The 16,816-nt window shown below is 71.0% G+C and carries 12 protein-coding genes and 2 pseudogenes; 9 read left to right on the top strand and 5 right to left on the bottom strand.

What is annotated here, in order from left to right; genetic code table 11:
- Position 1: 1 nt before the first annotated feature.
- From secF to AB0472_RS04240, 3 genes are all read left to right on the top strand, one after another.
- Entirely contained in the window at positions 2 to 1,114 is a 1,113-nt protein-coding gene (gene secF / locus AB0472_RS04230) for a protein translocase subunit SecF (protein ID WP_366353220.1), read from the top strand.
- Positions 1,111 to 1,650 (top strand): adenine phosphoribosyltransferase, encoded by a 540-nt coding sequence (locus tag AB0472_RS04235; RefSeq protein WP_366353221.1) that lies wholly within the window; start codon positions 1,111 to 1,113, stop codon positions 1,648 to 1,650. The genes secF and AB0472_RS04235 overlap by 4 nt, the downstream gene beginning before the upstream one ends.
- A 241-nt stretch (positions 1,651 to 1,891) precedes the next feature.
- Entirely contained in the window at positions 1,892 to 4,420 is a 2,529-nt protein-coding gene (locus tag AB0472_RS04240; RefSeq protein WP_366353223.1) for a bifunctional (p)ppGpp synthetase/guanosine-3',5'-bis(diphosphate) 3'-pyrophosphohydrolase, read from the top strand.
- Positions 4,421 to 4,491: 71 nt separating this feature from the next.
- Here AB0472_RS04240 and AB0472_RS04245 read toward each other — a convergent pair whose 3' ends face one another.
- Positions 4,492 to 5,721, bottom strand: coding sequence for a DUF349 domain-containing protein (locus tag AB0472_RS04245; protein ID WP_366353225.1), 1,230 nt, complete (start codon positions 5,719 to 5,721; stop codon positions 4,492 to 4,494).
- A 135-nt stretch (positions 5,722 to 5,856) separates the two neighbouring features.
- A complete protein-coding gene (locus AB0472_RS04250) occupies positions 5,857 to 6,678 on the bottom strand; it encodes a peptidylprolyl isomerase (RefSeq protein WP_366353227.1) in 822 nt (273 codons plus the stop codon).
- Positions 6,679 to 6,856: 178 nt separating this feature from the next.
- On the opposite strand from AB0472_RS04250, the gene AB0472_RS04255 reads away from it, so the two are divergent.
- Positions 6,857 to 7,567 carry an MBL fold metallo-hydrolase gene (locus AB0472_RS04255; RefSeq protein ID WP_366353228.1) on the top strand — a complete coding sequence of 237 codons (711 nt, stop codon included), beginning with the start codon at positions 6,857 to 6,859 and terminating at the stop codon, positions 7,565 to 7,567.
- Positions 7,568 to 7,578: 11 nt separating this feature from the next.
- Complete coding sequence (gene hisS, locus AB0472_RS04260) at positions 7,579 to 8,841, top strand: histidine--tRNA ligase (RefSeq protein ID WP_366353230.1); 1,263 nt, start codon at positions 7,579 to 7,581, stop codon at positions 8,839 to 8,841.
- Between the two features lie 330 nt (positions 8,842 to 9,171).
- Here hisS and AB0472_RS04265 read toward each other — a convergent pair.
- Both AB0472_RS04265 and AB0472_RS04270 read right to left on the bottom strand, forming a co-directional pair.
- Positions 9,172 to 10,022: pseudogene (locus AB0472_RS04265) on the bottom strand (ABC transporter permease).
- Positions 10,019 to 10,884 (bottom strand): annotated as a pseudogene (locus AB0472_RS04270) (ABC transporter ATP-binding protein). The pseudogenes AB0472_RS04265 and AB0472_RS04270 overlap by 4 nt, the downstream one beginning before the upstream one ends.
- A 146-nt stretch (positions 10,885 to 11,030) precedes the next feature.
- Here AB0472_RS04270 and AB0472_RS04275 point away from each other — a divergent pair.
- The 3 genes from AB0472_RS04275 to rpsD all read left to right on the top strand — a co-directional run bounded on the left by AB0472_RS04275 (position 11,031) and on the right by rpsD (position 14,026).
- A complete protein-coding gene (locus tag AB0472_RS04275; protein WP_366353231.1) occupies positions 11,031 to 11,687 on the top strand; it encodes a vitamin K epoxide reductase family protein in 657 nt (218 codons plus the stop codon).
- A gap of 59 nt (positions 11,688 to 11,746) precedes the next feature.
- Complete coding sequence (locus AB0472_RS04280) at positions 11,747 to 13,102, top strand: replication-associated recombination protein A (protein WP_366353233.1); 1,356 nt, start codon at positions 11,747 to 11,749, stop codon at positions 13,100 to 13,102.
- 309 nt (positions 13,103 to 13,411) lie between these two features.
- Positions 13,412 to 14,026 (top strand): 30S ribosomal protein S4, encoded by a 615-nt coding sequence (rpsD, locus tag AB0472_RS04285; RefSeq protein ID WP_093505354.1) that lies wholly within the window; start codon positions 13,412 to 13,414, stop codon positions 14,024 to 14,026.
- Between the two features lie 27 nt (positions 14,027 to 14,053).
- On the opposite strand, the gene AB0472_RS04290 is transcribed toward rpsD, so the two are convergent.
- A complete protein-coding gene (locus AB0472_RS04290) occupies positions 14,054 to 16,219 on the bottom strand; it encodes an AAA family ATPase (RefSeq protein ID WP_366353235.1) in 2,166 nt (721 codons plus the stop codon).
- Positions 16,220 to 16,366: 147 nt separating this feature from the next.
- Between AB0472_RS04290 and AB0472_RS04295 the strand changes: the two genes are divergently transcribed.
- Positions 16,367 to 16,807: a DUF948 domain-containing protein gene (locus AB0472_RS04295; protein ID WP_366353237.1), complete on the top strand. Its 441-nt coding sequence runs from the start codon at positions 16,367 to 16,369 to the stop codon at positions 16,805 to 16,807.
- Positions 16,808 to 16,816: the final 9 nt, after the last annotated feature.

Here is a 16,816-nt window from a genome sequence, read left to right on the forward strand (position 1 = left end):
GATGTCGAAACTCGGCAACCTCGGCGCCCGACTGCACCGCGGCGAGATCAGCTACGACTTCGTCGGCAAGCGCAAGATCTGGTACGGCATCTCCATCCTGATCACCATCACGGCCATCGTCGGCCTGGCGGTGCGCGGCCTGAACATGGGCATCGACTTCCAGGGCGGCGCCGTCTTCACCACCTCCAAGACCAGCGTCTCGGTGTCCCAGGCGGAGACCTACGCGCAGGATGCCTCCGGCCACGACGCGGTCGTGCAGAAGCTCGGCACGGGCGGCCTGCGCATCCAGATCGCCGGCATGGACACCGAGAAGTCGGACGCGACCAAGGCCAAGCTGGCCAAGGACATGAACGTGGACCCCGAGTCCATCAACTCCGACCTGGTCGGCCCCAGCTGGGGTGACGAGATCGCCAACAAGGCCTGGGAAGGCCTCGGCATCTTCATGGTCCTCGTGGTGATCTACCTGGCGATCGCCTTCGAGTGGCGGATGGCGGTCGCGGCCCTGGTCGCGCTGATCCACGACATCACCATCACGACCGGTATCTACGCCCTGGTCGGCTTCGAGGTCACGCCCGGCACGGTCATCGGTCTGCTGACGATCCTCGGTTACTCGCTCTACGACACGGTCGTCGTCTTCGACAGCCTCAAGGAGCAGACGAAGGACATCACCAAGCAGACCCGCTTCACCTTCAGCGACATCGCCAACCACTCGATCAACGGCACCCTGGTCCGTTCGATCAATACCACGGTGGTCGCGCTGCTGCCGGTCGCGGGCCTGCTGTTCATCGGCGGCGGCTTCCTCGGCGCGGGCACGCTCAACGACATCTCGCTGTCGCTGTTCGTCGGTCTCGCCGCCGGTGCCTACTCGTCGATCTTCATCGCCACGCCGCTCGTCGCCGACCTCAAGGAGGCCGAGCCGCAGATGAAGGCGCTCAGGAAGCGCGTCCTCGCCAAGCGTGCCCAGGCCGCGGCCGAGGACGAGATGGCCGAGACCCGGGTGGGCGACTCCGACGAAGGCCCCGACGACGCGGCTCCGGCCGTCGTCGGCCCGCGCAACCAGCCCGCGTCCCGCAACCGCGGCGGCCGCGGCCGCCCGTCGGGGAAGCGCCGGTGACCGACATCAAGGAACTGCTGCTCAGCCGGATCCGGGACGTCGAGGACTACCCGGAGCAGGGCGTGATGTTCAAGGACATCACGCCGCTCCTCGCGGACCCGGCCGCGTTCACCGCGCTCACCGACGCCCTCGCGGAGATCGCCGAGCGCACCGGCGCCACCAAGGTCGTCGGTCTGGAGGCCCGGGGCTTCATCCTGGGCGCCCCGGTCGCCGTCCGCGCCGGCCTCGGCTTCATCCCGGTCCGCAAGGCGGGCAAGCTCCCCGGAGCCACCCTCCGCCAGGCCTACGAGCTGGAGTACGGCTCGGCCGAGATCGAGGTGCACGCCGAGGACCTCGGGGCGGACGACCGGATCCTGATCGTCGACGACGTGCTCGCCACCGGCGGCACCGCGGAGGCCGCGATCCAGCTGATCCACCGCGCCGGCGCCGACGTCGCGGGCGTCGCGGTCCTGATGGAGCTGGGCTTCCTGGGCGGCCGCGGCCGCCTGGAGCCCGCCCTGCGGGGAGCGCCGCTGGAGGCCCTCCTCCAGGTCTGAGCGTCCAGGTCTGAGCGTCGTACCACCGACCAGGCGGCCGCCCCTTCGGGGGCGGCCGTGCGCGTTCCACGGGGCCCCGGGCCACCCGCACGACACCCCCGCGGAATCCCACGGCAGCCTCCGGTGTTCCTCCCGTATACGGTTCTCCCTCCGGCCTGCAGGCGATGACATGGCCCAGGATCGCTACCATGGGCACTCCGGAGCCTGACCGGGGGACCCGGATCGCGCACGAGGAGCCCTCTTGCCAGACGAGGCCCAGCCACTGACAGCCGCCAAGCCCGAGTCCGCCTCGGCGCCCGCGGCCAAGCCCGCGCCGAACGTGTCGCAGACGAAGAACGACACCCGTGGGCCGGTCGAGCACGCCCAGTCCGCGCCGGTGGAGAAGTCGGCGGAGACCTCGCGCCCCAAGCCGGCCCCGCCCGAGCGCCCCGCGGCCCGCCCCAACAGCGGCCAGCCCCCACGCTCCGGCTCCTCCAACCGCGTTCGCGCCCGCCTGGCCCGTCTCGGCGTGCAGCGCGCGAACCCGTACAACCCGGTCCTGGAGCCACTGCTGCGCATAGTCCGCAGCAACGACCCCAAGATCGAGAACGCCACGCTGCGCCAGATCGAGCGTGCCTACCAGGTCGCCGAGCGCTGGCACCGCGGCCAGAAGCGCAAGAGCGGCGACCCGTACATCACCCACCCGCTCGCGGTGACCACGATCCTCGCCGAGCTGGGCATGGACCCGGCGACCCTGATGGCGGGCCTGCTGCACGACACCGTCGAGGACACCGAGTACGGCCTGGAGGACCTGCGCCGCGACTTCGGCGACGTCGTCGCCCTGCTCGTCGACGGCGTGACCAAGCTGGACAAGGTGAAGTTCGGCGAGGCCGCGCAGGCCGAGACCGTGCGCAAGATGGTCGTCGCCATGGCCAAGGACCCGCGCGTCCTGGTCATCAAGCTCGCCGACCGCCTGCACAACATGCGCACCATGCGCTACCTCAAGCGCGAGAAGCAGGAGAAGAAGGCGCGCGAGACCCTGGAGATCTACGCGCCGCTCGCCCACCGGCTGGGCATGAACACCATCAAGTGGGAGCTGGAGGACCTCGCGTTCGCGATCCTCTACCCCAAGATGTACGACGAGATCGTCCGGCTGGTCGCCGAGCGGGCGCCGAAGCGGGACGAGTACCTCGCCATAGTGACCGACGAGGTCCAGGCCGACCTGCGCGCCGCCCGCATCAAGGCGACCGTCACCGGCCGGCCGAAGCACTACTACAGCGTCTACCAGAAGATGATCGTCCGCGGCCGGGACTTCGCGGAGATCTACGACCTGGTGGGCATCCGCGTCCTGGTGGACACCGTCCGCGACTGCTACGCGGCCCTGGGCACCGTCCACGCGCGCTGGAACCCGGTTCCGGGGCGCTTCAAGGACTACATCGCGATGCCCAAGTTCAACATGTACCAGTCGCTGCACACGACGGTCATCGGCCCCAACGGCAAGCCCGTCGAACTCCAGATCCGGACGTTCGACATGCACCGCCGTGCCGAGTACGGCATCGCCGCGCACTGGAAGTACAAGCAGGAGGCCGTCGCCGGCGCTTCCAAGGTCCGTACCGACGTGCCGAAGTCGTCCGGCAAGGGCAAGGACGACCACCTCAACGACATGGCGTGGCTGCGGCAGTTGCTGGACTGGCAGAAGGAGACCGAGGACCCCAGCGAGTTCCTGGAGTCCCTGCGCTTCGACCTGTCCCGCAACGAGGTCTTCGTCTTCACGCCCAAGGGCGACGTCATAGCGCTCCCGGCCGGCGCCACCCCGGTGGACTTCGCGTACGCGGTGCACACCGAGGTCGGCCACCGGACGATAGGGGCCAGGGTCAACGGCCGTCTCGTCCCCCTCGAATCGACGCTGGACAACGGCGACCTGGTCGAGGTGTTCACCTCCAAGGCGACCGGCGCCGGACCGTCCCGCGACTGGCTCGGCTTCGTCAAGTCCCCGCGCGCCCGCAACAAGATCCGCGGCTGGTTCTCCAAGGAGCGCCGGGACGAGGCGATCGAGCAGGGCAAGGACGCCATCGTCCGCGCGATGCGCAAGCAGAACCTGCCGATCCAGCGCATCCTCACCGGCGACTCGCTGGTCACGCTGGCGCACGAGATGCGCTACCCGGACATCTCCTCGCTGTACGCGGCGATCGGCGAGGGCCATGTGGCCGCGCAGAACGTCGTGCAGAAGCTGGTGCAGGCGCTCGGCGGCGAGGAGGCGGCCACCGAGGAGATCGACGAGTCGGTCCCGCCGACCCGCGGCCGCCGCAGCAAGCGGCGCAGCAGCCAGGACCCCGGGGTGGTCGTGAAGGGCGTCGACGACGTCTGGGTCAAGCTGGCCCGCTGCTGCACCCCCGTGCCCGGCGACCCGATCATCGGCTTCGTCACGCGCGGCAGCGGGGTCTCGGTGCACCGCAGCGACTGCGTCAACGTCGAGTCGCTGTCCCGCGAGCCCGAGCGCATCCTCGACGTCGAGTGGGCGCCCACCCAGTCCTCGGTCTTCCTGGTCGCCATCCAGGTCGAGGCCCTGGACCGGTCCCGGCTCCTGTCCGACGTCACCCGCGTCCTGTCGGACCAGCACGTCAACATCCTGTCCGCGGCCGTCCAGACCTCCCGCGACCGGGTGGCCACCTCCCGCTTCACCTTCGAGATGGGCGACCCCAAGCACCTGGGCCACGTCCTGAAGGCCGTACGGGGCGTGGAGGGCGTGTACGACGTCTACCGGGTCACCTCGGCGCGCAACCGGTCGTAGCGGCGCCCGGACATACGACGAGAGGGGCCCCGTACGCCGTGTACGGGGCCCCTCTCGCAGAACCGTCCTGCTCAGCCGCCGAACTCCTGGAGGCCCTTCAGGGCCTGGTCCAGGAGCGCCTGGCGGCCCTCCAGCTCACGCTCCAGCTTGTCCGCCTTCGACGCGTTGCCCTGGGCGCGGGCCTGGTCGATCTGCGTCCGCAGCTTGTCGACGGCGGCCTGCAGCTGACCGGTCAGGCCCGCGGCACGCGCGCGTGCCTCCGGGTTGGTCCGGCGCCACTCGGCCTCCTCGGCCTCCTGGATGGCCCGGTCGACCGTGTGCATCCGGCCCTCGACCTTCGGACGCGCGTCGCGCGGCACATGGCCGATGGCCTCCCACCGCTCGTTGATCGAGCGGAAGGCGGACCGCGCGGACTTCAGGTCCGTGATCGGCAGGAGCTTCTCGGCCTCGCCGGCCAGCTCCTCCTTCAGCTTCAGGTTCTCCGTCTGCTCGGCGTCCCGCTCCGCGAAGGCGGACCCGCGCGCCGCGAAGAACACGTCCTGGGCGCCGCGGAAGCGGTTCCACAGGTCGTCCTCGTGCTCGCGCTGGGCGCGGCCGGCGGCCTTCCACTCGGCCATCAGCTCGCGGTAGCGCGCGGCCGTCGGACCCCAGTCCGTCGAGTCCGACAGCGACTCCGCCTCGGCGACCAGCTTCTCCTTGGCCTTGCGGGCGTCCTCGCGCTGCGCGTCGAGCTGCGCGAAGTGCGCCTTGCGACGCTTGGAGAACGCCGACCGGGCGTGCGAGAAGCGATGCCACAGCTCGTCGTCCGACTTGCGGTCCAGGCGCGGCAGGCCCTTCCAGGTGTCCACCAGGGACCGCAGCCGCTCACCGGCCGCCCGCCACTGGTCGGACTGCGCCAGCTGCTCGGCCTCGGCGACCAGGTCCTCCTTGGCCTGACGGGCCTCGTCGGACTGCTTGGCGCGCTGCGCCTTGCGCTCCTCGCGGCGCGAGTCCACGGTCTTCACCAGCTCGCCCAGCCGGGTGCGCAGCGCCTCCAGGTCACCGACCGCGTGGTGCGCCTCCACCTGCTCGCGCAGGTGGTCGATGGCGACCTGGGCGTCCTTCGCGGACAGGTCGGTGGTCTGTACTCGCTTTTCGAGGAGGCCGATCTCGACAACCAGGCCCTCGTACTTGCGCTCGAAGTAGGCCAACGCCTCCTCGGGGGAGCCGGCCTGCCAGGAACCGACGACCTGCTCGCCGTCGGCCGTACGCACGTACACGGTCCCCGTCTCGTCGACGCGGCCCCACGGGTCGCTGCTCACAGCGCCTCCTCCACATGATGCCCGCGAGGGGCCTCAGCGCCCCCGGGCATCGTCCACAGTTTCGTCACGGCCAACATAGGCGACCGGCGGGTTGCCTGTCCGCATCCCGCGCGACCGAAATTTCGCAGTTCGTGGTCAGGATTTCGTGACCGTGGCCTTGTTGATCACGACCGTCGCGTTCGGGGCTCCGTCGCCCTGTCCCGTGTTCTCACCCGCGGCGGCGATTTTCTTGAGGATCTTCATCCCGGCCGCGTCCACCGTGCCGAACGGGGTGTAGCTGGGCGGCAACTGGCTGTCCTGGTAGACCAGGAAGAACTGGCTGCCGCCGGTGTGCTTCTGGCCGGTGTTGGCCATCGCGATCGTGCCCGCCGGGTAGACGCCGCCCTTCAGGCTTTTGTCCTTCAGGTTCTCGTCGGGGATCGTGTAGCCGGGACCGCCGCTTCCGGTGCCCGTCGGGTCGCCGCACTGCAGCACGTAGATGCCGTTGGTGGTGAGCCGGTGGCACTTGGTGTGGTCGAAGTAGCCCTTCGACGCGAGGAAGTCGAACGAGTTCACGGTGTGCGGGGCCGCCGACGTCTTCATCGCGATGCCGATGTCGCCGCAGGTCGTCGACAGCGTCATCGTGTACTTCGCCGACGTGTCGATCGTCATCGCCGGCTCCTTCTTCCAGCTCATCTTCTTCACCGAGCCGGCCGCGGCCTTCTCGCACGGGTCCGGTGCCTTGCTGGCGCTGGGCGCGGCGCTGGGCGTCGTCTCCGAGCTGGCGTTCGCCTTGTCGTCGTTCTTGAACGCGCCGGTCGTGTACAGCCCGACGCCCGCGATCACGATCACGCCGAGCACCGACGCGATCACGGAGTTGCGCATGCGTGTCTTGCGTCGTGCGCTGGTACGCCGCTGCTGCTGCCGCAAGAACTTCTCCCGGGCGAGCTGACGCCGCCGCTGCTCCTGGCTGACCACCGGGTTCTCTCCTCATGCGTGTCGTATGTCGACCGGTGCGCGTGCGTCCTGTGCGCTGTGTGAGCCGACCACTGCGTGTCGCCCCGTACCGTATATGGGTTCGCTGAGGAAACGGCAGCGCCGGTAGGCTCTGGACCACAGCTTGCAGCCACCCGAATCGACACAACGAAGGACGATCGTGCTCATTGCCGGGTTCCCCGCCGGGGCCTGGGGGACGAACTGTTATCTCGTCGCCCCCGCCGCCGGTGAGGAGTGTGTGATCATCGACCCCGGCCACCAGGCCGCCGAAGGCGTCGAGGAAGCACTGCTGAAGCATCGGCTCAAGCCCGTCGCCGTCGTCCTCACCCACGGCCACATCGACCACGTCGCCTCGGTCGTCCCCGTCTGCGGAGCGCACGACGTACCGGCCTGGATCCACCCCGAGGACCGGTACATGCTGAGCGACCCCGAGAAGGCGCTGGGCCGGTCCATCGGCATGCCGCTGATGGGCGAGCTGACCGTCGGGGAGCCGGACGACGTCCTCGAACTGGCCGACGGCGCACGGCTGGAGCTGGCCGGACTCGAGTTCTCCGTCGCGCACGCGCCGGGCCATACCAAGGGGTCGGTGACCTTCCGGATGCCCGAGACGACCGACATCCCGTCGGTCTTCTTCTCGGGCGATCTGCTGTTCGCCGGCTCCATCGGACGCACGGACCTGCCGGGCGGCTCCATGGACGACATGCTGGCCTCGCTGGCCCGCGTGTGCCTGCCGCTCGACGACTCGACCGTGGTGCTGTCCGGCCACGGCCCCCAGACGACCATCGGCCAGGAGCGCGCCACCAACGCCTACTTGCGGCAGGTGGCCGCCGGCCAGGGAGCGCAAGCCGACGCTCCCCGACGAGGAATGTGACGAGAACTTCCGTGAGCACCTTTCAGGCCCCGAAGGGCACGTACGACCTGATCCCGCCGGACAGCGCCAAGTACCTGGCCGTCCGCGAGGCGATCGCCGCACCGCTGCGCAACTCCGGCTACGGCTACATCGAGACCCCGGGCTTCGAGAACGTCGAGCTCTTCGCGCGCGGTGTCGGCGAGTCCACCGACATCGTCACCAAGGAGATGTACGCGTTCGAGACGAAGGGCGGCGACAAACTGGCCCTGCGTCCCGAGGGAACGGCCTCCGTCCTGCGTGCCGCCCTGGAGGCGAACCTCCACAAGACCGGCAACCTCCCCGTCAAGCTCTGGTACTCCGGCTCGTACTACCGCTACGAGCGCCCGCAGAAGGGCCGTTACCGCCACTTCTCGCAGGTCGGTGCAGAGGCGATCGGCGCCGAGGACCCGGCCCTGGACGCCGAGCTGATCATCCTGGCCGACCAGGCCTACCGCTCGCTGGGGCTGCGCGACTTCCGCATCCTGCTGAACAGCCTGGGCGACAGGGAGTGCCGACCGGTGTACCGCGCGGCACTCCAGGAGTTCCTGCGCGGCCTGGACCTGGACGAGGACACCCTCCGCCGCGCGGAGATCAACCCCCTCCGGGTCCTGGACGACAAGCGGGAGTCGGTCCAGAAGCAGCTCGGCGACGCGCCCCTCCTGCGCGACTACCTCTGCGACGCCTGCAAGGCGTACCACGAGGAGGTCCGCGAGCTGATCACGGCGGCGGGCGTCGCCTTCGAGGACGACCCGAAGCTGGTCCGCGGCCTGGACTACTACACCCGCACCACCTTCGAGTTCGTCCACGACGGTCTGGGCTCGCAGTCCGCGGTGGGCGGCGGCGGGCGCTACGACGGCCTCTCCGAGATGATCGGCGGCCCCGCGCTGCCGTCCGTCGGCTGGGCGCTGGGCGTCGACCGCACGGTGCTGGCCCTGGAGGCCGAGGGGATCGAACTCGACATCCCCTCCGCCACCAGCGTCTTCGCGGTGCCGCTCGGCGAGGAGGCGCGGCGCGTGCTCTTCGCGAAGGTCACCGAGCTGCGCCGGGTGGGGATCGCGGCGGACTTCTCCTACGGCGCGAAGGGCCTCAAGGGCGCCATGAAGAACGCCAACCGCAGCGGCGCCCGCTACACGATCGTGGCCGGCGAACGGGACCTCGCCGAGGGCGTCGTCCAGCTCAAGGACATGGAGTCCGGCGAGCAGTCGGCGGTGGGCGTGAACGAGATCGTGGCGGAGCTGGAATCCCGCCTGGGCTGAGACCACGGCGGACCGACCGGGGGCGGGGGCGTTCGTCGCCCCCGCCCGTCCCGTCTCCAGGGGCCGGCCCCTGCGCCCCCGCCCACCCGCCACCCGACCCTGTCGACCGGGCGAGGGCAGGAACGAGGACGCCGGGCCGGGGTGTGGGGTGGGTGAGGCGTTGGGTCCGTTGTCTGCCGGGGACGTGCGGGGAAGAGCTCGACCTCGCTGCTCAACCGACCGAGCCGGGTGGGCGGGAGGCCGGTCCGGCAGGCCCGGCCGCCTAGCGCCCGGCCGCCTCGCGCGCGTGCGCCTCGCGCCCGTGCGCCTCGCGCGCCGGACCCCGGCCGGTCATCCGTCGCGCCGGTTCTTCCACCGGAAGGTCAGCAGACACAGCACCAGTCCTCCGACGCACCGGGCGGCCGGCACCAGGGCGATCCGCCCGAACTCCCAGTCGCCCGCCTGCTCCAGGACCCTCGCGGAATCCGGCAGGAACACCCCGCGCAGCCCCTGGCACAGCCACTTCAGCGGGAACAGGGCGCCGACGTCCAGCATCCAGCCGGGGATCGTCTCCACCGAGATGTCGACGCCGGAGATGAACTGCAGGACCAGGAAGGGGAGTACGACCACCGAGCTGGCGCTCTTCGCCGACTTGGGCACCGAGCTGATCGCGATGCCGAGAGCAGCGCGCACCCGGTCAGCCCCAGCACGAAGATCCACGCGAAGTCCGGCCGGCGCCCCGCGTCCGTCGGGAGCGAGACGTCGTAGAGGGTGGTGCCGACGGCCAGCAGGATCGCCGTCTCCAGCACGCCCGTGAAGAGGACCAGCCAGATCTTCCCCAGGAAGTACGCCGACGGCGGCATCGGCGTTCCGTGCAGCCGGCGCAGCACCTTCTCGTCGCGTTCGACCGCGATCGAGATGCCCAGCGACCGGAAGCTGGTGGACATGATCCCGGAGGCCATCATGGCGGGCACGTACAGCTGGGACGCGGTGACGCCGCTGCCCCGGACGTCGTCGTGGAAGATCGACGCGAACAGGAAGAGCAAGACGACCGGGAAGGCGAAGGTGAAGACCACCTGGTCGCGCCGGCGGAAGAACTGCCTGATCTCCAGGGCGCCCCGGCGCAGGCCCAGGGGCCAGGCGCCGGGCAGGCGGGCGTCGGCGCCGCGGGCCCGCACGGAGGCGGTGGTCGTCGTGGTCATCGCGCGCTCTCCTGTCCGGTGAGCCGGAGGTAGACGTCCTCCAGGGTGGGGCGGCTCACCCGCAGCCCGGGTATCTCGCCGTCGAAGCGGCGCATCAGCTCCGCGACCGTCCTGGTCGGGGTCTGGGTGTGCTCCGCGCGCGTGGTGCCGTCGGGCTCGGTCCACTGCACGGTGGCGCCGGTGCCGAAGCGGTCCCGCAGTGCCTGCGGCTCGCCCTCGGCGACCACCCGGCCCCCGGCGACGACCGCCGGCCGGTTCGCGAGCGCCTCCGCCTCCTCCAGGTGATGGGTGGTGAACAGGATCGTCGTGCCCTCGTCGGCGAGCAGCCGGATCAGGTCCCAGAACTGCCGCCGGCCGCCGGGTCGAACCCGGTCGTCGGCTCGTCGAGCAGGAGCAGCTCGGGGTCGCCGATCACGCCGAGCGCCACGTCCAGGCGGCGGCGCCGGCCGCCCGAGAGGGCCTTGATCCGACTGTCCGCCTTGGCGTCGAGACCGACCAGGCCGATCACCTGCTCCGGGTCGCGTGGCCTCGGGTAGTAGCGCGCGAAGTGCCGTACCGTCTCGCGGACCGTCAACTCGGCGGGCGCCGATTCGTCCTGCCGGACGATGCCCACCCGGGACCGCCACGCGCGCGTGCCCGTCGCCGGGTCCGCGCCCAGGACCGACACCTCGCCCGCGTCCCGGCTCCGGTTGCCCTGGAGGATCTCCACCGTCGTGCTGTTGCCCGCGCCGTTGGGTCCGAGCAGGCCGAACACCGCGCCCCGCCGGATGCGCGGGTCGATGCCGTCCACCGGGGTCACGTCGCCGTACCGCTTGCGCAGCCCGCGGACGTCCACCGCGAGTTCGCATCCGTGTGCTGTCACGTCCCCGAGCATCGGCCGGAACCGAACTTTCCGTGACGTCCGTGCGTACTTCCTTATGTCCACCGAACGGTGGACAGGGCGCCTCGTGCGGCACAATGGCCCCTGCCCGAAGGAGTTCCAACTCTCAAACAGACGGAATCGGCGTGATGAGCAAGACGACAGTCAAGGACGTCTCCACCGAGCCCGAGCCCGAGCACGCCTCCGCGGCACCGCGCACCGAGGGCGGCAGCCGGGCCTTCGCGCTGCTGCTGATCATCACCGGCGCCGCCGGACTGCTGGCCGCCTGGGTCATCACGATCGACAAGTTCAAGCTGCTGGAAGCCAAGGTCGAGGGCAAGACGTTCACCCCGGGGTGCAGCCTCAACCCGGTGGTCTCCTGCGGCAGCGTCATGGAGTCCAAGCAGGCCGCCGCCTTCGGCTTCCCGAACCCGATGCTCGGCCTGGTCTGCTACGGCATCGTCATCTGCGTCGGCATGAGCCTGCTGGCCCGCGCCCGCTTCCCGCGCTGGTACTGGCTCACCTTCAACTTCGGCACGCTCTTCGGGGTGGGCTTCTGCACCTGGCTGCAGTTCCAGTCCCTGTACCGGATCAACGCGCTGTGCCTGTGGTGCTCGCTCGCCTGGGTCGCCACGATCACCATGTTCTGGTACGTGACCTCCTTCAACATCCGCAAGGGCTTCCTGCCGACGCCGAACTGGCTGAAGTCGTTCTTCGGCGAGTTCACCTGGGTGCTGCCGGTCCTGCACGTCGGCATCATCGGCATGCTGATCCTGACCCGCTGGTGGGACTTCTGGACCAGCTGACGACGGGGGCCGCAGACGGCCCGGACCGGATTGTCAGTGCCGTGACTTAGGGTTTCAGCGTGGAACCCGACCTGTTCACCGCCGCCGCAGAAGAACGCCAGGAGAAGGACCCGACCGGGAGCCCCCTGGCGGTGCGGATGCGCCCACGCACCCTCGACGAGGTGGTGGGCCAGCAGCATCTGCTCAAGCCGGGATCCCCGCTGCGCAGACTGGTCGGCGCGGGCTCCGGCGGCCCGGCCGGACCGTCGTCCGTGATCCTCTGGGGGCCGCCCGGCACCGGCAAGACGACCCTCGCGTACGTCGTCTCCAAGGCGACCGACAAGCGGTTCGTGGAGCTCTCCGCGATCACCGCGGGCGTCAAGGAGGTCCGCGCGGTCATCGACGGCGCCCGCCGCGCCACCGGGGGCTACGGCAAGGAGACCGTCCTCTTCCTCGACGAGATCCACCGCTTCAGCAAGGCCCAGCAGGACTCCCTGCTCCCGGCCGTCGAGAACCGCTGGGTCACCCTGATCGCCGCGACCACCGAGAACCCGTACTTCTCGGTGATCTCCCCGCTCCTGTCCCGCTCCCTGCTCCTCACCCTCGAACCGCTCACGGACGACGACGTCCGGGGCCTGCTGCGCCGCGCCCTCACCGACGAGCGGGGCCTCAAGGAGGCGGTCACCCTCCCCACGGACACCGAGGAGCACCTGCTGCGCATCGCCGGCGGTGACGCCCGCCGCGCCCTGACCGCCCTGGAGGCCGCCGCCGGGGCCGCCCTCGACAAGGGCGGGACCGAGATCGGCCTGGGCACCCTGGAGGAGGTCGTCGACCGGGCCGCGGTGAAGTACGACCGCGACGGCGACCAGCACTACGACGTCGCCAGCGCCCTCATCAAGTCCATCAGGGGCTCCGACGTCGACGCGGCCCTGCACTACCTGGCCCGCATGATCGAGGCCGGTGAGGACCCCCGCTTCATCGCCCGCCGCCTGATGATCTCGGCCAGCGAGGACATCGGCCTCGCCGACCCGAACGCCCTGCCCACAGCCGTGGCCGCCGCCCAGGCCGTCGCCATGATCGGCTTCCCCGAGGCCGCCCTCACCCTCAGCCACGCCACCATCGCCCTCGCCCTGGCCCCCAAGTCCAACTCCGCGACCACCGCGATCGGGGCCGCCCTGGAGGACGTCCGCAAGGGCCTGGCCGGCCAGGTGCCCCCGCACCTGCGCGACGGCCACTACAAGGGCGCCGCCAAACTCGGCCACGCGCAGGGCTACGTCTACCCGCACGACCTGCCCGAGGGCATCGCCGAGCAGCAGTACGCCCCGGACACCGTCCGCGACCGCGAGTACTACACCCCGACCCGGCACGGCTCCGAGGCCCGGTACGCCGACGCCGTCGAGTGGACCAGGAAGCACCTCGGTCGCAGGCGGTCCTGAGCAGCCTGTAGACTTCCCCGAGCGCCGAGTCCCGCGCAGTCAGAGCGGGACAACCGGCCGGAACCCCCGTCAGGGGGATCCAGGAGCGTCGCGCACCGTCGAACGGTGTCGCGGGCAGCCCACCACCATCCGTCGGGTCACAGACGACGGGCCCGGTCGGTGGGCCACTCGCGTGCTGCACGTATGTGCCCAGACCAGGGGAGCGGCTGCCCACCAGACCCGGCAACGGGATCCGGAGGGTTTCCCCGGCTGCGGATTGCGACCTCCCTCAACCCTGACAAGCCGAATATCAGAAGGAAGAAAGAGACAGTGGCGAACCAGTCCCGCCCCAAGGTCAAGAAGTCGCGTGCCCTCGGCATCGCGCTGACCCCGAAGGCCGTCAAGTACTTCGAGGCCCGTCCCTACCCGCCGGGTGAGCACGGCCGCGGCCGCAAGCAGAACTCGGACTACAAGGTCCGTCTGCTGGAGAAGCAGCGTCTGCGCGCGCAGTACGACATCTCCGAGCGTCAGCTGGTCCGCGCCTACGAGCGTGCCTCCAAGGTGCAGGGCAAGACCGGTGAGGCGCTGATCGTCGAGCTGGAGCGCCGCCTCGACGCGCTGGTCCTGCGTTCGGGCATCGCCCGCACGATCTACCAGGCCCGCCAGATGGTCGTCCACGGCCACATCCAGGTCAACGGCCAGAAGACCGACAAGCCGTCCTTCCGGGTCCGCCCGGACGACGTCGTGCAGGTCCGCGACCGTTCCAAGGACAAGACGCTCTTCCAGATCGCCCGTGAGGGCGGCTTCGCCCCCGACGGCGAGACCCCCCGCTACCTGCAGGTGAACCTCAAGGCCCTGGCGTTCCGCCTGGACCGCGAGCCCAACCGCAAGGAAGTTCCGGTCATCTGCGACGAGCAGCTCGTCGTCGAGTACTACGCCCGCTGATCACCGGCCGGGGGTAGCACCTCAGCGTCAGCCCGCCGTCTCCCCGCCCTTCCGGGTGGGCGAGGCGGCGGGCTTCCGCATGTCGCCGCCCTCCCGCCGCTGCCGCACCGGCCCGCGCGGCGCGGACAGCGCGTCCAGCGCCCGCACGCCGAAGTAGTCCAGCGCCCGGGCCACCGCCGCCTCCCGGTCCAGCAGCGCCCCCCGCCGTACGCACTCCGCGTACCGCTCGTCGCCCAGCGCCCGCCGGGCCGTCGCCTCGCACAGCTGGTGCGGGGCGTTGTAGTACGCCGAGCCGAACAACGGCAGCCCCACCGACGGCCACATCCGCCCGGCGGCGCCCTGCAGCACCGCCGCCTCCGTGGGGTCGCCCTGCGCCGCCGTCACCAGGGCGAGCAGCTCGATCGCCAGCACCGAACCCAGCAGGTCCCGGAAACCGTGGGCATGGCCCAGGCAGTCGGTCAGCAGCTTCCGGGCCGCCGCGTGCTCGCCGTCCTGCCAGGCCGCGTACGCCAGCACGTACAGCGCGTACGAGCGGGCCCAGCGCTCGCCGTGGTCCTCGCACACCCGGCGCACGTCCTCGCACAGCCGCACCGCGTCCGGCAGATCGCCGAGGAACGCCCTGGCCATCGCCAGCTCGACCTGGCCCATCAGGACATTGCTGTTGAGCTCGCCGATCTCCTGGTAGCGCACCAGCGCCGAGCGCAGCAGCGTCTCCGCACGCGCCATGTCGTCCGTGACCAGCGCCAGACAGCCGGCGCGGTGCTCCGCGTACGCCACCGCCGTCGGGTCGGCGGCCAGCTCGGCCTCCGCCCGGCACTCCCGGAGAGCGGCGAGGGCGGGCACCGCGTCGCCCTGGAGGATCGCCACATAGCCCAGCACCCACAGCGCCTTGAGCCGGGACTGCGGATACTCCGAGTCCAGCTCCAGGCTCCGCTCCAGCCAGCGCCGCCCCTCCGAGAGCCGCCCGCAGCCCGCCCAGCAGAACCACAGCGAGCCGGCCAGGTACTGCCCCAGATGCGCCTCGTCCGGCTCGGTCAGGCAGTGGTGCAGGGCCGCCCGCAGATTCGCCAGCTCGGCCTCGACCCGCGCCGCCACCTCGCCCTGCCGGGGCGAGAACCACTCCAGCTCGCACCAGGTCGCCAGCCCCATGTACCAGTCCCGGTGCCGGCGCCGCAGCCGCCCCGCGTCCCCCGCGGCCGCCAGCCAGTCCGCGCCGTACGCCCGCACGGTGCCGAGCATCCGGTAGCGCACGCCCGAGCCCGCCTCCGCACGGCAGACCACCGACTGGGCGAGCAGTTCCGCCAGCACGTCCAGGACCTCCTCGGCCGCCAGCCCGTCCCCGCTGCACACGTACTCGGCGGCCTCCAGGTCGAAGGTTCCCGCGAACACCGACAGCCGGGCCCACAGCAACCGCTCCGCGGGCGTGCACAGTTCGTGGCTCCAGCCGATCGCGGTGCGCAGGGTCCGGTGGCGGGGGAGCGCGTCCTGCCCGCCACCGGTCAACAGCCGGAACCGGTCGTCCAGCCGGGCCAGCAACTGCCCGGGCGACAGCGCCCGCAGCCGCCCCGCCGCCAGCTCGACCGCCAGCGGGATCCCGTCCAGACGCCGGCACACCTCCCGCACCTCGGCGCAGTCCAGCACCTGGAGGCCCTGCCGCCCGGCGCACTCGGCGAACAGCTCCACCGCCTCGTCCTCGCCGAGCGGCCCCAGCGGGAACAGCCGCTCGCCGGCCACCCCGAGCGACCGCCGGCCCACCGCCAGCACGGCCAGGTCCGGCAGCTGCCGCAGCAGCCCGGTCACCAGCTCCGCGCACGCGTCGACCAGATGCTCGACTCCGTCGAGCAGCAGCAGGATCCGGCGGCCGGCCAGCTGGTCGACGAGTGTCTCGTGCGGCAGCCGGGTGGTGTGGTCGGTCAGCCCGAGCGCCTCCACGACCGCCTGGTCCACGAACTCCGGATCGCGCACCGGCGCCAGGTCCACCCGCCAGACGCCGTCCCGGGGCGCCGCGCCGGCCGCCGCCCGCGCCGCCAGCCGGGACTTTCCCACCCCGCCCGCTCCGGTCACCGTCACCAGCCGGCCGGACTCCAGGACCCGGGACAGCTCGCCGAGTTCGGCCGAGCGGCCCACGAACGGGGTCAGTTCCAGGGGCAGGTTGCCGTCCGCCGAAGGGCCGGGGCGCTGAGGAACTCGCATGGGACACGGAGCGTACTTAAGTGTGTTCGGTCCGTACAGTTGCTTCCGCGCAACTGCGCCGCTCGCGCGCGGTAATCCGGTACGGAGCCCTGCGTCCCGCGCGATAGGCTCAGTGCTCGATCGATTTCGTGGAAGAGCGGGAAGCGGGTGCGCGCGGTGTCCGGTGGAGAGGTGGCCGGGATCCTGGTGGCCGTCTTCTGGGCGATCCTGGTCTCCTTCCTCGCGGTGGCACTCGTGAGGCTGGCCCAGACGCTCAAGGCGACCACCAAACTCGTGGCGGACGTGACCGACCAGGCCGTCCCGCTGCTCGCCGACGCCTCCGCGGCCGTACGCTCCGCGCAGACCCAGATCGACCGGGTCGACGCGATCGCCTCCGACGTCCAGGAGGTCACGTCCAACGCCTCCGCGCTGTCCACCACGGTCGCCTCCACCTTCGGCGGCCCGCTGGTCAAGGTCGCGGCCTTCGGTTACGGCGTGCGCCGGGCACTGGCGGGCCGCAAGGCGGACGTGCCCGTGAAGGAGCCCGGGCGTACGGTGATCGTGGGCCGGACGGTCCCGGCCGCCCGGCGGAAGAACCGGCGAAAGTAGGAGCCAGGT

Origin of the sequence: Streptomyces sp. NPDC086777, assembly GCF_040702065.1 — a bacterium.
In the GTDB taxonomy this organism is placed as follows: domain Bacteria; phylum Actinomycetota; class Actinomycetes; order Streptomycetales; family Streptomycetaceae; genus Streptomyces.

Coding starts and splice junctions, on each gene's coding strand:
- AB0472_RS04290 (WP_366353235.1), bottom strand. CDS start 16,219: ATGCGAGTTCCTCAGCGCCCCGGCCCTTCGGCGGACGGCAACCTGCCC.
- AB0472_RS04275 (WP_366353231.1), top strand. CDS start 11,031: ATGAGCAAGACGACAGTCAAGGACGTCTCCACCGAGCCCGAGCCCGAG.
- secF (WP_366353220.1), top strand. CDS start 2: ATGTCGAAACTCGGCAACCTCGGCGCCCGACTGCACCGCGGCGAGATC.